Origin of the sequence: Haloechinothrix aidingensis (assembly GCF_013450155.1) — a bacterium.
Classification (GTDB): domain Bacteria; phylum Actinomycetota; class Actinomycetes; order Mycobacteriales; family Pseudonocardiaceae; genus Haloechinothrix; species Haloechinothrix aidingensis.
This window is the reverse complement of record NZ_JACCKD010000006.1, coordinates 249,354-263,319: the sequence shown is the minus strand read 5'-3', so window position 1 is coordinate 263,319 and position 13,966 is coordinate 249,354. Positions and strand designations below refer to the sequence as shown.

The 13,966-nt window shown below is 65.0% G+C and carries 13 protein-coding genes; all 13 read right to left on the bottom strand.

Annotated elements, in window-relative coordinates; genetic code table 11:
* Positions 1 to 70: 70 nt before the first annotated feature.
* Complete coding sequence (locus tag H0B56_RS17180; protein ID WP_180894102.1) at positions 71 to 967, bottom strand: N-6 DNA methylase; 897 nt, start codon at positions 965 to 967, stop codon at positions 71 to 73.
* Between the two features lie 184 nt (positions 968 to 1,151).
* Positions 1,152 to 1,919, bottom strand: a complete 768-nt coding sequence (locus tag H0B56_RS17175; RefSeq protein ID WP_180894101.1) for a hypothetical protein — start codon at positions 1,917 to 1,919, stop codon at positions 1,152 to 1,154.
* Positions 1,920 to 1,969: 50 nt separating this feature from the next.
* The gene (locus tag H0B56_RS17170) at positions 1,970 to 2,524 is read right to left on the bottom strand and encodes a hypothetical protein (protein WP_180894100.1); all 555 of its coding nucleotides are present in this window, start codon (positions 2,522 to 2,524) and stop codon (positions 1,970 to 1,972) included.
* A gap of 431 nt (positions 2,525 to 2,955) precedes the next feature.
* Positions 2,956 to 4,191: a DNA polymerase III subunit beta gene (locus H0B56_RS17165; protein WP_180894099.1), complete on the bottom strand. Its 1,236-nt coding sequence runs from the start codon at positions 4,189 to 4,191 to the stop codon at positions 2,956 to 2,958.
* A gap of 89 nt (positions 4,192 to 4,280) precedes the next feature.
* Positions 4,281 to 4,772, bottom strand: a complete 492-nt coding sequence (locus H0B56_RS17160) for a hypothetical protein (protein WP_180894098.1) — start codon at positions 4,770 to 4,772, stop codon at positions 4,281 to 4,283.
* Positions 4,773 to 4,868: 96 nt separating this feature from the next.
* Positions 4,869 to 5,531 (bottom strand): hypothetical protein, encoded by a 663-nt coding sequence (locus H0B56_RS17155; RefSeq protein ID WP_246361260.1) that lies wholly within the window; start codon positions 5,529 to 5,531, stop codon positions 4,869 to 4,871.
* 1,061 nt (positions 5,532 to 6,592) lie between these two features.
* Positions 6,593 to 8,632 carry a hypothetical protein gene (locus H0B56_RS17150; protein WP_180894097.1) on the bottom strand — a complete coding sequence of 680 codons (2,040 nt, stop codon included), beginning with the start codon at positions 8,630 to 8,632 and terminating at the stop codon, positions 6,593 to 6,595.
* Positions 8,633 to 8,639: 7 nt separating this feature from the next.
* On the bottom strand, positions 8,640 to 8,900 hold the full coding sequence (locus tag H0B56_RS23700; RefSeq protein WP_425484544.1) for a hypothetical protein: 261 nt from the start codon (positions 8,898 to 8,900) through the stop codon (positions 8,640 to 8,642).
* A 651-nt stretch (positions 8,901 to 9,551) separates the two neighbouring features.
* On the bottom strand, positions 9,552 to 12,389 hold the full coding sequence (locus H0B56_RS17145) for a LysM peptidoglycan-binding domain-containing protein (protein ID WP_180894096.1): 2,838 nt from the start codon (positions 12,387 to 12,389) through the stop codon (positions 9,552 to 9,554).
* A gap of 2 nt (positions 12,390 to 12,391) precedes the next feature.
* The gene (locus tag H0B56_RS17140; RefSeq protein WP_343063933.1) at positions 12,392 to 12,811 is read right to left on the bottom strand and encodes a pilus assembly protein TadG-related protein; all 420 of its coding nucleotides are present in this window, start codon (positions 12,809 to 12,811) and stop codon (positions 12,392 to 12,394) included.
* Positions 12,808 to 13,236 (bottom strand): TadE/TadG family type IV pilus assembly protein, encoded by a 429-nt coding sequence (locus tag H0B56_RS17135; protein ID WP_180894095.1) that lies wholly within the window; start codon positions 13,234 to 13,236, stop codon positions 12,808 to 12,810. Before H0B56_RS17135 ends, H0B56_RS17140 begins: the two co-directional genes overlap by 4 nt.
* Positions 13,233 to 13,658 carry a TadE family protein gene (locus H0B56_RS17130; RefSeq protein WP_180894094.1) on the bottom strand — a complete coding sequence of 142 codons (426 nt, stop codon included), beginning with the start codon at positions 13,656 to 13,658 and terminating at the stop codon, positions 13,233 to 13,235. Before H0B56_RS17130 ends, H0B56_RS17135 begins: the two co-directional genes overlap by 4 nt.
* Before the next feature lie 29 nt (positions 13,659 to 13,687).
* Complete coding sequence (locus H0B56_RS17125) at positions 13,688 to 13,936, bottom strand: hypothetical protein (RefSeq protein WP_180894093.1); 249 nt, start codon at positions 13,934 to 13,936, stop codon at positions 13,688 to 13,690.
* Positions 13,937 to 13,966: the final 30 nt, after the last annotated feature.

Genomic DNA, 13,966 nt, shown 5'->3' with positions numbered 1-13,966 from the left:
TCTTGGATCGCTGGCACTCCATGCTCGTCCAGGCCCGAGAAGCCCGAGCACAAAGCCGGTAGACAGCATACTATTGATCACGCGGCTGGTCACGGTCAATGACTGTCTCGGTGAAACTCCGGGCGGTGCGCACAGCGTGGATCATCTGCTTGTGGCGTTGGATGGTCTCCGACAGCTGCAGGATCTCGGTGCGTTGGGCTTCGGCTCGGTATGCCCAGTCGCCGTCGGCGAGGGTATCGGCTACGCACAGCAGGATGCGGGGGCCGAGTCCCCACAGCAGGCTGTTGATCGCGCAGGCGGCAATTGCGAGGTCGTCGATGTCGGCGCCGTACCAGGTGACGGTGGAGGGGTCGCGGCCTTTCTGGCGCATGGCTTCGGCGGTGGCGCGGAACAGTCCACCGGTGCCGACGGCGGGGTCCTGGACGGTGTCCCCGTTATGGGGTGTGGTTATGCGCGCCATCATGTCTGCGACCACGGTGGGTGTGTAGATCTGGGCGTTCGCGCCGGTGGCGCTGTCCGATTTCAGCAGGGTGAGCACGATGCCCAGCAGGTCGGTGTCGTAGCGGTCTTCGGTGCCGGTCAGGCTGAGCTGGCCTTCGCGTAGAGCGGCGTCGGCGACGTGTTTGGCGGCCTGCTGCATGGCGGACTCTGGTTCGTCGAACACCCAGGCCATGAGCGGATAGACCAAGTGGGTCAAGTCGGGTCGGCTGTTGACCAGGGCAGTGTAGATCTCCTGGAGCGTGCCGGTGAAGGTGTGCGCGTCCTGTGCGCGCAGTTGTTCGGCGGGGTCCGGACCGTGTGGGTCGCGCTGGGTGACCAGCGACAACGCGGCCACCACGGACAAGGCCACGTCGCGGCGACCGGAGTGGTTGGATTTGTTCCAGGCCGTGTCAACGGCCTGGGCGATGGCGATGGCGTGTTGGCCGAGATCGCGGTGGGCGTGTCGTTGCTTCATGGATCGGTTCACGGGTCAGCCCTCCTTGATGTTGTGATGGCGTCCCGGGGCTTCCAGGCCGAATCGGCCGTGACACCGGACGCTTCGTCGTCGGACACACGTGTGCCCGACCACGGAATAGGTGTGAGTGGAACGAACGGAATTCAGAACTACGATCGTTCAGATACGACGGTCACGGTGAAATGTCGGCATGAGGTCATTCGTCGGGCAGATCAGCGGGCACGATCACGATCTCTCCCGGGAGTGTGGCGATCGGGCCGTCGGTGCACGGTGCGCACCAGCCGAAGCGTCGGTCTCCCGGATCGCACGGATTCGTCCAGTTGCAGGCTCGCGCGATCGACTGCAATTCCGTCGATACCCAGTCGAGGTCGCCACCGTGTGCGTTGTGGACGATTAGATGAATTGTCGTTCCGTCCTCGGTGGGCTCGGTGTGCACGCGGGCGGACAGCTGCACGTCTGAGCGGGCGAGGCGTTCCGTGGCCGCGCCCATGATCCAAGCGGCGAGGTGAGGAAGGTCCAGGCTTCGGGTGTGGACGTAGTCCGTGCCGTAGCTACGCGCGACGGGGTGCTCGATAACGGTGCTGTTGGCAGCGAGGGTGAGGTGATGCCACTGCGGGTGGCCTGCGGTGCTCCAGTGGTACCACTGGCCGTCATCGAAGGCGTAGACATCGCGGCGGCGTGTGTCGGCAACCTGGTCCGCATGGCAGGGTGCGGCGTCGGGGATGTGAGGGTCCGCGCAGGCCCGGATGAAGGTGTCGAGTCCAGCCACGTCCCAGGCGAGGGCGAAACGCGCGAAGTGGTCGCGCACGTCGGTCGCCGTGGTGGAGGCGAGTACTTGTCGTCCGATGGGCAGGCGCACCAGGTCGTTCGGGGTGAGGTAGCCGGCGAACGCTCCGAGTAGTTCGGCCTGGTCGCCGCGGCCGAGGGCGAACACCGTGTGCGCGTGCGTCGTGTCGGTGGTCATGGCGGGCCGTTCCTTTCTGCGTGAGTCTGTGCGCGTCGTCGTTGGTCCGTTTACCTGGGGGCGTCATCGGTGCGGGGGTCCGCGTGGGGATGCGGGCAGGCGTGGTCGGCCGATGAGCCGTCGATGGCGGTGTCGGGGAAAGTGGCCATGCCGACGAGTTCGTCGGGCCGGTACATGCGGCATTCGGTCTCGTCGCGGTTTTGCGCGTCCTGCTCGGGATCGTCCGAGCGGGGTGTGTACACGTCGACGAACACCCAGTCGTCCGCGACGCTGACGGAGACGATGTCCTGCCCGTCGTCGGTACTCATGCCCTCGTCGAGGTCGGCGGCAGGCAACCAGTAGAAGACGGGACGGTCGGGGGTGTCGTCGAGTTCAGTGTTGTCAGCAATCGTGCCCTCCGGGTATTCGGTGTCCTGCGATTTGCTCGCTGCGTGTGTTTGCTCAGTGGGCGCGGCGTGTTGCCAGGCGCGGGGTGGGGCCAGTCCGGCGCGCATGCGGGCATCGAGGTCGAAGACCGCACGGGCCAGTTCGGTGGCCAGTCGGCGGACATGCCACTCGGTGGCTTCTTCGGGCAGTCGGCGCACCGTTCCGGCGGTGGCGATCATGCTGTGGTACGGGCGCTCGCAACGGGTTTTCATCAGAGGCCTCCCAACGGACAGGACGACAAGGCAGGGGAAGAGAAGGAGGGATGCGACCAGAGACCTGGACAGGCCGGTCGGGGTGTTTGTGCGCAGTGGCGTGAGGGTCCGATGTGACGTCGAACCCGGCATGGTCGCGGTGGCGACGCGAGCGGCACGGGAGCCCGGGCAGTAAGAGGGCCGACGGACCCACCCCGAAGGGGTGTTGGCACGGTCCGCCGGCCTGTCACAAACCCTCGAAAGGGCTGCCATCCCTACCGGGAGGCATGGCCAGGGTAGCTCACCGAACCCATGAGCATCCCGTGCCGTTCGCGCTGTGCGGTTATCGTGCGAGTAGTCGTGGTCACCTCAGTGGTGGTCCCGGGAGTGGCGAAGCGCGCTGCCGGGACCACCACGGGTCAGGACCGTGGTGGGCGGACGGGCATGAGTAGGTGCCGGTAGGTGTCCGGGTCGGTGCCGGTGAGCAGCACGGGCCGTGTGGGGCTGGCGAGTTGGACGGTCACGGTGTCGCCGTCGAGGGTGTTCAACGCGTCGCGTAGGTAGGACGCGGTGAATAGCACGCGCACGGGTTCGCTGAGACCATCCACCTCGGCAGGATGCGCGGGTGCGGTCACCGCGTCGGCGTGCTCGCGTACGACGGGCGCGAGGGAGACTGATCCGGCGGGATCGACGGTGAGCGCGACCTGTGCCGCCGTGGGCTGTCCGTGGCTGGCTCGGGCGGTGTGTTTCTTGGCCTCCAGCGCGGCGGCGGCGCGTGCCGTCGCGTGGGTGAGCGCCTCGCGGTCGGCCCGTGCCGTGACGGCCGCGTGTGGGACCAGCTCCTCGACGGTGGGGAACTGCGTGTCTATCGGGCGCGTGATCACGGTCAGCGTCCCGCAGGTCAGCGACACCCACTCGCCGGCCGCGTCCTGCCCGAGCCGGACCCGGTCGGCGGCACAGTGTTTGAGTGCGGCCGAGAGCTTCCGGGCGGGGAACAGCACCGCGCGTTCCTCGGTGGCGGCCGTGGTCGCGGCGAGGGTGGCAACGGCCAGCCGGTACCGATCGGTGCCGGCGAGCGTGAGCGTGCCGGGCGTGATCCGCATCTGCATGCCCATGACCATCGGCACCGTGTCGTCGTCGCCCGTGGCGACCAGGACGCGCCGCGCGTCGGTGGTGAACCGCTCGCGGTCGATCTCGGCCACGGCGGGCGGAGCTTCCGGCAGCGTCGGGAACTCCGCCGCACGGTAGGTGGTCACGGGCATGGTGTAGCCGCCCACGTCGAGTACGGCCGTACCGTCATCGGTGGTGCGCACGGTGACCGGCGCGGCGTCGGCATCGCGCTTGCGCTCGCCCTTGACCAGCGCGGCCAGTAGCTTGGTTGCTTCGGTGTGATCGATCAGCAGCCGGCCCGATGTGCGCACGGCATCGGGCACGCGCACCGTGGCGACGGTTTCCAGGTCGGTAGCGGTCAGGGTCAAGTCTCCGTCGCGCCCGTCCAACAGGACGCCGCCCAACGTGGGCACGCCGGGCCGGCGCGCCAGTCCCACGCCGACCGTGGTCAAGGCGCCTGCGAGTGTGGCCCGGTCGGTGTGAACCTCCAGTTCCGGGGTCGATGGGGTGACGGTGGGCGTGGTGGTGTCGGTGGCGGTGGTCATCGTGGGTACCTCCAAAGGCGTTGCGGGAACCGGAAACCCAGGAGTGGACGGGGACGCCCGGCTCGCTTGCGAACGCCCCCGTCGTGGGGTCAGTCGACCCAGTAGGTGCCGGTGTGGGCGGTGGTCAGGGCGGCGTGTGGCATGGGCTCACCCGGATACGGGGTGTGCATGATCAACCGGCCGCCGTTGGTCTCGGCGTCGTCCGGAATGCGGCGCACGGTGACGGCGAACGCGCCGCGCGGGTCGCCGACGCTGATCGTGACCGTGATCGAGTCCTCATCGGGGTCGGCGTGGATGGCGGCGCTGTTGGCCCACGACAGCGGGACCCGGTGCGGACGGTGCGGACCCTCGCGGAAGTCCGGAGCGGCCTCGACGTCGTCAATCCCGGGATCGTCGTACGGGTCGTAGGCATCGCAGATCAGCGACCCCGATTCGTCGGCGTAGCCGTCCGATTCCTCAGACAGGGACTCACCGCACGCCTCGCACCGCCATTCGGTGTCGTCGGCGTTCTCCGTGATCACCGACGAGTCGTTGTCGAAGTCGGTGGAGATCATCTCGCCGTTGGCGGATAGCACGAACACAACACACCTCACATGCCAGATCAGGAACGAGAACAGAGACAGGGAGGCGGCCGGCCGCAGCACGCGGCAGCACGGCGCGGCCGGCCGCGCGGGAGGTTAGAAGCGGCAGGTGAACCGCACGGCCTTGCCACAGGTCGGGCAGGCCACATAGGCGCGGTCACGGTCGCCGAACGGCACGCGGACCTGGTCAGGCACCCGGTAGACGGTCATGTCGGAGCCGTCCCACGCGTGCAGCGTGACCGTGTCGTCCGTGGTCCACCGGTGCCCGTGCGCACATTCGCCCGTAGCGTTCGAGTAGTCGGCCCAGTCCTCCAGCTCGGTCACGGTGGAGCGGTACACGGTCGGCGCGACGTACAAGCCGAGATGATCGCTCACGATGATCATCAAATCGCCGTGCTCGGCCGACGACAGCACCACGAAACCGAGATCATCAATCAGGTGGTCGGCCGACGAGAGCAGGTTGTGCGACCACACCTCCCCATCACCGTGCAAACCGACGGGAGGCTCACCCGTGCGCGCAGAGATCCACGCAACGATTACCGCATCATACGGGTGATCATGCCCGTTCTCGTCCATCCACGCGCGCAAATCCTCGGTGAGGTCGGCGGCGTACTCGCCACGATCGTCGATCCACTCCTGCGTGTCCACGATCAGATAACCGTCACCGTGCGACCACGCTTCAACAGACACACTAGTCATGAGAATACCTTTCGGAGTTTGTGACTGCGGGAATAACGGGGTGCCAATCCCTACCCGCAATATTTCCTTCTACTCGGAACGTCCCGGATTCTCTTCCCTGTATTCCGATGGCTCTATCCTAACGCCGGCGCCCCAGGCCACACAACATCTATCCTGGTTTTCTAGTGCTTTTCTTTGGTGACACTTAACTACTTTCGCGTGAGTCTGCCCAGTGCAGATGTTCACATTAAACAGATGCTGCGGAAGCTGAACTGATTCCACGTGTAGGTCTTTTAGGAGGAGCCAGGGAAGCTCTTTTGAGAGGCACGATGATGTGAAAAAAGTAAGATTAGCAGTGAACTCGCGCGCCCCTTCACACGACATCCCTGTTCTCCGTCGGCTTCGGTTGCCCCTTTCCCTTCCCCGCAGTCGTCAACCGGTTCCCGTGGGGTACCGAGGCTTGGTGCACTCAGGAACGGCTAGGGGCGCGCTGACCTGCGACAACGCGTAGCCGAGGGGCTTCCGGCTTAACAGGAAGACGAGCAGGCAGACGAGTGGGAAGGTGAGCAGGCAGACGAGTAGGTTCTGTAGGGTCTCAGCTTCCTTGGCGGATTCTCAATGATCTTGGCGGACAGTTGGCGGATCCGCCAAGATCATTGAGACTGAGCGTCTGGTCGGATTCTTAGGCCGTTCGGGTGGTGTCGTCGACTCGCCGGGTTCGAACACGCTCCCCTCGGGATCGAGGGTGTAGTTAGTGGCCTTCAGCGATCTGGTTGAGGCAATGCTGGAGGAAAGTCATGCCAAATGCGACGGAACCCAATTCTACCGTTGTGTGTTTCCGGTGCTCAACCGAGGGAACTGAGGATGTTCGTCCGTGGAGTAGGGCTGACGTTGAGTCGTTGGGTTTGGCGTCGCCGTGGCGGACTTTCCGCTGGTACAAGGGCCAAAAGCACTACTCGGGTACCTATTGGTCGGCCACTGATCGGGGCCATGTCATCTACGAGTCCCGGTTGGAACTGGCCCGCCTGCTGTTCGCCGACTTCGATGTGTCGGTGCGCCATATCGTGGCTCAGCACCACCGCCGGTGGAGCTGATTGATGTCTGCCAGCCCTGGTCAGAGCCCGAGAACGCTCCATGCCGACCTATGCCCGAACGAGATCGTTCAGATTGGTTACTAGGAAACCGGCGACGAGTTGTCCATCAGAGGCCAGCACTGGATCGACACACGCTGCCGCGCCGCCGGTACTGGCACGAGTCATGAACAGGTCGAACTGTTCATCTGTGGCTATGACGGTGGCCGATACCGAGGCAGGCATGCCGACTCCTGCGGTCTTCCAGTTGGCTGTCATCTCGTCGAAGCGCAATGGGTTGGTGAGCAGGATCGGCATCTGCAGAATCGTGAAGAGTTCCCCCGTCTCGGGGTCGTTCAAGTAGAACAGCGGGGCATAATAGTTCTCGGCCACGCTGTAGGCAGAGACGGTTGCTTCAGTGACTTGGACTGCTCGATGTGTCAGGACTTCGGGTGGATTCGGATCTTCGGCCGATATGACGACCGACCGCTGGCCGTAGCCGCGCAATCCATAAACCAGCGGATCTCCCTTGGCAGACGCCTTCTGGAGAGACTTATTCAACTGTGTAGCTGTCTGTCTGGCCTGTTGACGGCTGCCTCTGTGAACATGTCCTCGAACGAGTACGTATCTGGTGGAACCATCGGCGAGGTCGTACTCGACCGCCCATCCACCGGTCGTGGGTGCGCTGTTCGCCGGGTTCCAGGCAACGCGCAGAGGAGCGCCAGCACCAGCGGGGTGCTGTGAACTCCAGGCCGCCTGCCCGGCCCGCAGTTGACGGAGCCAAGTGCTGATGTCGAAGTCGATCAGAGAGGTAGAGATAGGGAAACTGTCCGCGCCGAGCACTCCGACAACGCGGTGTGTGGGATGTAGACAACCGCGGTGGACGATCCCGACCTGGTACGGATGGTTAGCCTCATCGACTTCTATCGAGTAGGCCCTGTTCTGGGAGATGACTCGACCGCAGACCAAGCAGACCATAGGACGGGCAGCGGTCTCGAGGGCAGTGTCGAAGGCGGCTGCGTGCGCTTGCGCGAAGGGCGTGTTGTCGAGATCACCAAGGTTGGTCTCGAACACAGTGGCGGCCTTGTCGCTGATCTGAGTGGAGAGCCCATCTTCGAGCTCGCGAACCATGCCGCTGTAGGTCGCGGTGCGGCGCAGCACGCGCCACCGAACACCTTCTGCCAGATGTACGAAGCCGTCAATAAAGTGGAGACGCCGAGCGCCAGTCTCGTCGAAGCGGCGAAACTCGGCTAGGCAGACACGCCCCTCCGCGTCTTCAGCCAGCACCACCTCCCGTCCCATCGATGCGCCGCCTTGAAGGACGAGCAGAGGCTCGGCTTTGTCCAGGATAGGCGAGGCGGCGCCTGTTGCGCTCTTGGCAGTGAGTAGCGCGTCGAATCGAGCTGTGAGTCCGGATTGATCGATCGACACGCGGTCGCGGGACAAGGATAGACACGTGGCGACAAGGCTGTGCCACAACGGCAAGGGGTCGTCCCGTGTAACTGTGGAGAGGGCGGTGAGCGCCATTCGCTCCCCCATGGCTTCCTCGGAGACATCGATTGTCTCGACGTACACGGCTCGGAGGATCTCCTCGAGGGTCCGGGCATCACAACGGACGCCACCGGCGATCTCGTATTCCCGGAACACGTGATCCCTAAGGACGTCCATTGTCTCGCGTTCACTCTTGGTGAGTGGGTTGGCGCCAGCTCCGGTCGGAATCAGCCGGTATGCGTGGCACAGCTTTTTGAGTTCCTGACGGATCCTAGTCGATGCCGCCGGTGAAACGGCAAGGACGTACCTATCGCCCTCACAGTAATCGCGGTGCGCTGCGACAACCTGGCGTACGAATTTCGCGATCTCAGAGTCGACCCGACTCGATAGCGTGATCGAGTTCTTCGCTTGGATCATGACGCGTCCTCGATGGAGCTCCAGGGTTATGTCATCGACGGCGTTGGCCGTCTCGAAACGAACCTCACGCGGGACCTCGCCCACTCCGCCGAGCCCGAATGAGCCCAGGTCAACCACGTCGGCGAGCATGCTGACAAGCGCCAAAGCGCCAACCCGCGCTTGAAAGTCCATTCCTGAGTTGACTGCTGCGCCTCCACCGACCACGTTCGGATTATAGCGCTAAGGGTCTGCGCCGTAGACCTCGTGGCCGGCGACCCACCCGGTCCCGACGCCAGCGTCGAGAGCACGTCCGATCACGGTCCTCGCCAGTGCCGACTTCGTTGCGAACGCGGTGCCGGCGCGAACTCTGGTGTCCGCGCACCGGGTCGGGATCGCTGGTCCAGGACTTCGGCAGATATAATGCCCGGTCAATGAACGTGGGTCCGGCGTCGGTGACGTAGGTGAGGTAGACCGCAACCTCGACCTTCTCGATGCGCCCTGCGGTGCCGGTGTATTAGCTTGGCGCACGCACGGTGTGAATTCCTTTCTTGAGGTTGCCGGTTTCGTCGACAACCAGTACGGCGCCGGTATCGCCGAGATGTTCGGGAGTTCCGCAGCTCGTCACCGACCGCATCGGCATCCCACCCCGTCTACGCAGCAAGTACTGCGTCCCCGTCCAGGAATGTCGTCACCGTCGTGGTCGGAGATCGTCCAACATTTCTTGTCCGGTAAGCCCGGCAGCAGCCCCGTAGCAACATCCGCGCTCGTCTCGCGTGGCCGAGACCAACCACCGAGGAAATGCCACGGATTTGAGACTGATCTTGATGATGTCACGGTAAGACAACCAAGAAACCCCAGGTCATACAAGGTCGACATGTAATGGCCGATGAGATCCTACAGGTTCGCAGGGTCTTCCACAGCGGGAGGTCCTGCTAGCTACGAGTCTCGGTTGCAGTCAGTGCGTGTGGTGTTCACAGACTTCGATGCGCCGTGCGTTATAGTGTGACGCAGAGTTTGCATCAGTAACGGTAGTCATCGGATAGGTGTGCAATCACATCTTGGGCCACGTTATATTTTGGCAATTTCCATGCGGTCATGCCCGAGTGCCGGATCAGTGCCAAATACTATCATGTCAACGTCTGCTTTATTGTTTTTGTAGGGCGCGCGCTAAGGTGAGCGTATCGGACTCAGGACGCTCGCCGATCTCTGCTAGCTTGGATGTGAGCAACTGAACCGTTCTACTGATGGAGTCGGGCAATCCGAGTTTGGCCTGGACCCGCATGATGTCACGATATATATTTTCATTTTCCGGGTTGATGGTGCGGGCGTGTTCGAGAACCTGAAGCTGCCGCTGCGGGTCACGGTCGCGGTAATAGGATGCCATTCCTGCCAGCGCGTCAACGGCGGTGCGGCGTGCGGCTTCCCGCGGCCCGTCGAGCCAGAGGGCCGACATCCCGTCGGCGATGTCGCCTCGGTATGCGGCAGCTATTCGTGTCCAAGCGGCCATTCGCTGGTCATCGGTAGCCGCATTGCGCCGGTCATGCTCGGCCTGTTCGAGCCGCCAGTAGTCCACGTCGACACGTGTTCTGTGCAGGCCAACGTGCTCGTCACGTTGTTCGATGAGTTCCGGGGCGTCACTATCAGCGGCCTCAGTAAGGGCCTTCCGAAGCTGTGAAAGCGTGGCGTAGTAGGCGTTGTACGGGCGACGTCCTCGGACGTTCGGCCATAGGGCTTCACGAAGCGCTGCACGTGTGGTTCCCGTGGGGTGCAGGGCGAGGAACACTAGCAGTGCCTTGTGTTTGGGCGCCAACACCGACGTGAGTTCGTACTCGTCACCGTGAGGTGGCTGCCAGGTGAGAGTGACCGGCCCGAAGATCGACAGCCGCCATGGTGTTGATGGTGCTTGCTGGTGCCGTGCACTTCCGTCGCGCTGCGGTGATGCCTCAACTGCCCGAGTCGACGATGTGTCCTCCGCGGAACGGTGTGTGTCTGAGCCCGTATCGGACGTCTTGGTGGGTTCGTGCGTGTCATTCAGTGCTTCGTCTGCCTTGTTCGATGGCAATTCTTGCGCGCGCCGTGAGTCGGCGAGCAAGGCGACCAGGTCTCGGGTGTCGCTGGCGTCGAGGTGGAACAGGCGACTACCGACAAGATCATCGATCGCTGGACTTGCGGAGGTCACGATGCCGTCGGAGTTAACGCGCAGGGTGGCTCCGTCTGGCCAATACCCGTAGAAGATTCCGGTCGTTCTGCCGACGTGGAGCAATGACTGAAGCTGCTGGTGTGAACCGTTCACGGTCGCCACCAGGACTGTGTCGATCACGCCGTCCTGGGGCGTAGTAATCGTCGTAGGTGAGCGCGCGTCGAGTTCGGCTATAGCCGACTCAAGGGAGTCGGTGATGTGCAGACGCGCTGATTCGGGTAACTCGGTGCCGATAAGTGCTTGTGCGGTATCTGTAGGAACCACTGCGGTGGCGTGTGTGGTACCCAATAGGTGCACCAGCAGTGCCCGGACGGTCGCTTGGGCGCCCGCGCCCGTTACGCCGAGTCCCTGGACGGCGGCGATGTCGAGCACGCGGACATGGTGGTCGCTTACGCCGATCTCAAGGGTGTTGGCGGTAGCTTCTGGATGGCGGTTGCACTCCTCATGCTCGGTGTGAGGTTGGTGATCTCCGCCGGACGGTCGTGTCGAGTGTGCGTCCTCGGGCTCGGCTTCGACTTGTGCTCGGTCGTAGGCGAGGCGGAGCGCGTGCACGGCCGGAGCCGGGGGTGGTGGCGGTGTGCGATCGCCACTGCCGGGGAGGTAGGTACGGTCTCGGCGTCGGCGCTTGCGCAACATCGCTGCGACGATCGCTGTGGCGAGGCTCGCTGCGACCAGGCCACCGCTCCACAGCACGATTGCGGAGCTGTCGTCCGGTGTCGTGCTCGTCTCAGGGTCTAGTGTCACGGACCTATCTGGTGCCTGTTGATTGGGTATTGGGGCCTCTGGAAGGGTGTCGGTTCCCGTGCCGCTTGCAGGTTCGTCGATTGGGCCGGACGCTTCGGTGTCGTCACCGCGTTCGGTAGCCGTCGGTATATGAAGTGTCCATCCGGGCAGGATGATGTCGGCGTGGAGCAGGGCGCGTCCGTCGGGTTGCGGCTGTCGGCGGTTGAGCTCGAACAGTACGGTCCATTGCGTTGGGTCGCCGAGTTCGCGGGCGGCGATGGTCGAGAGCGTCTCGCCGGGTTGGACGGTGACGGTGCGTTGGTCGGGGCATGGTGTATCGGTGTCGTCGGCGAGTTGGGTGGCATCGGGGGGTAGCAGGAGTTGCCAGCCAATCTCGAGGTGGTCGGCACCGCTGGTGAGGCGGTCGCGGTTGAGCGCGAGGATCTCGGGGTAGCGTGCGCCGTGGCCGAGGTGGTCGGCGGCCAGGCCCCAGAGGGTGTCGCCGGCGACGACGGTGATGCGGCGGCACCGGTCGGTGGGCGCTTCCGGCTCGGACTGGGCGGTGTCTGCGGAGTGTGTGTGGTCGGTGGGACTGGCGTGGTCCGGAGGGGGGTGCTGCGGGGCGGTGACTACCACGTCGGTGGCCGGGGTGCTGGCCAGGGCCGGGTTGCTGACACCGGACAGCAGGATGGCGGTGACCAGGGCGGCGATCCAGCGGCGCGGCCCGCGGTGCCCTCGTCGAGCCGCGCTGGTGCCGCGGTGTAGTTGGGTGACGAATTCGGTCAGTGTGAGCAGCAGGAACACGCCCCAGGCGGCCCAGGCGGCGACGACGAGGAGGTGCGTGAGCAGTCGCCCGGTGCGCCACCCCCACAGGGCCTGGTGCCACAGCCAGGCGGGCAGCTCTTCGGTCGCGGGCCAACTGTGGGGGATGAGCATGCGAGGATCGGCCCCGAGGAGGTGCCACAGGCCAAGTGGGTAGCCGAGCACCAGCGTGGTCAGGGCAGCCACGGCCGCAGCAGCCCGGATCAGGCGTCGCGCGGTGAAGGTCTCGAGGCTCATGGTTAGTCTCCGGGGTCGCTGGCGCCGACGCTGAGCTGCGCGGTGGCGGTGCCGGTGGCCGTGTAGGTGGTGCCGAGCAGCCCGATTACCGCCGGTGTGGTGACGGTCACGGTCACCGTGACGGTGTCGCTGCTGGTCAGTCGCACGGTTCCGGTGTGGCCACGGCGCGCGAGGTAGGTGCGAGCGGCGGCGATGGCGGCGTCGGGATCGACGGTGATGGTCGCGCCGCGAGTGTCGAGTGCGGTGTGGGCGGCGCGGGCGGCCTCGGCGGCGGTGGAGTCGGCTTGGCTGATCGCCCGGGCGTGGCCGGCCCCGTCGACGACGAGCGCGAGGGTCAGCAGCAGGGCGGGCAACAGCACGGCAGCCAGCACGGTCACCGAACCGCGGTCGCCTAAGGTGCCATTGGGCTGGGCGCGGGTCACGGTCGCTCCCGGAAGCCGTCGATGGGGCTGGTTGCGCTGCCCGCGCGGGTGGTGGTGCCTGGCAGCATGGGTACGCCGAGATCGGCTAGGGTGACGGTGCAGCGCACGGTGACCTCGACGAGGCCGAGTTCGCCAGGGGTGCTGGCGAATCCGCTGGCATCGACGGTGACTTCTGCGGGGGCGCAGGTCAGTTCCCGCTGGGAGAGCACGTGGTGGCTGGTGGTCTCGGCTTGGCGAGTCGCCGTGCTGGCTTGCCGGGCAAGGGAGGCGTCCCGAGCGGCCATGGCCGCGGCGTGTTCGACGGCTTGCTGGGCGTTGTGGATGCGGCCTGCCGCAATCACCAGCAGTGTGAGCACCACCAGCAGCGGCACGAGCACCGCCAGCTCGACGGTGACGGATCCGGTGTCGGTGCCGCGGGGTATCATGACCGGTCCCGTTGGGGTGTGGTGAACCGTTCCCTCGGGGCGCGGGCGCCCTGTGTCAGGCGCAGGTCCAGCCCGGGGACCGGTAGCACGCGCGGGGCGGTGCCCGTGACGGTGACCTCGATGGTCGTGGTCTCGATGTCGGCGTCGGCGGCCGGTCGTGTGATCAGTCCGGTCCCGGCGCGGTGGATGAACGACAGCGCGGCGTGCTGGGTCTGGCTGGCGGTGCTGGCGTGCACGCGTCCGGCTGCGACACCGCTTTGAGCGGCCTCGGCGAGCACGGTGCGTGTGTGCCAGGCCAGCCCGGCCTGCACGACGGACAGGATCAGCAGCAGCGCCACCGGCATGAGAATCGCCAGGCTGACAGTGTCCGAGCCGGCGTCCCGTCGCAGTTGTCGGACGCGACATCGTGTGATGGTTGGCATGACCGGCCGCCTCCTCCGGCTGCGGGGTCCTATTGGATCTGATCGCTGTAGCGGGTCACCGCGGCGCGGATCACGGCGGCCAGCCCCACGGCCAGGGCGAGCATGGTGGCCACGATCACGGCTTTCTCGACGGTTTCCGAGCCGGTCTGGCCGCTGGCTCGCGCGCGTCGCAGGCGCCGTTCCAATCCGGCGCTGAGCCCTGACCACCACAGGGCCAGTAGGGCGACCGAGACGTGGAGGCGTGTGCTTGCGTCGCGGTGGATTGCGTATCGTTTCATGGTCTCATCCCTTCTGTCTGTCCTTTTCGG

Excerpts from the sequence above, each read along its gene's own strand:
- H0B56_RS17175 (WP_180894101.1), bottom strand. The coding sequence starts at position 1,919 with ATGACCACCGACACGACGCACGCGCACACGGTGTTCGCCCTCGGCCGC.
- H0B56_RS17125 (WP_180894093.1), bottom strand. The coding sequence starts at position 13,936 with ATGAAACGATACGCAATCCACCGCGACGCAAGCACACGCCTCCACGTC.
- H0B56_RS17145 (WP_180894096.1), bottom strand. The coding sequence starts at position 12,389 with ATGAGCCTCGAGACCTTCACCGCGCGACGCCTGATCCGGGCTGCTGCG.
- H0B56_RS17165 (WP_180894099.1), bottom strand. The coding sequence starts at position 4,191 with ATGACCACCGCCACCGACACCACCACGCCCACCGTCACCCCATCGACC.
- H0B56_RS17135 (WP_180894095.1), bottom strand. The coding sequence starts at position 13,236 with ATGATACCCCGCGGCACCGACACCGGATCCGTCACCGTCGAGCTGGCG.
- H0B56_RS17170 (WP_180894100.1), bottom strand. The coding sequence starts at position 2,524 with ATGATCGCCACCGCCGGAACGGTGCGCCGACTGCCCGAAGAAGCCACC.
- H0B56_RS17130 (WP_180894094.1), bottom strand. The coding sequence starts at position 13,658 with ATGCCAACCATCACACGATGTCGCGTCCGACAACTGCGACGGGACGCC.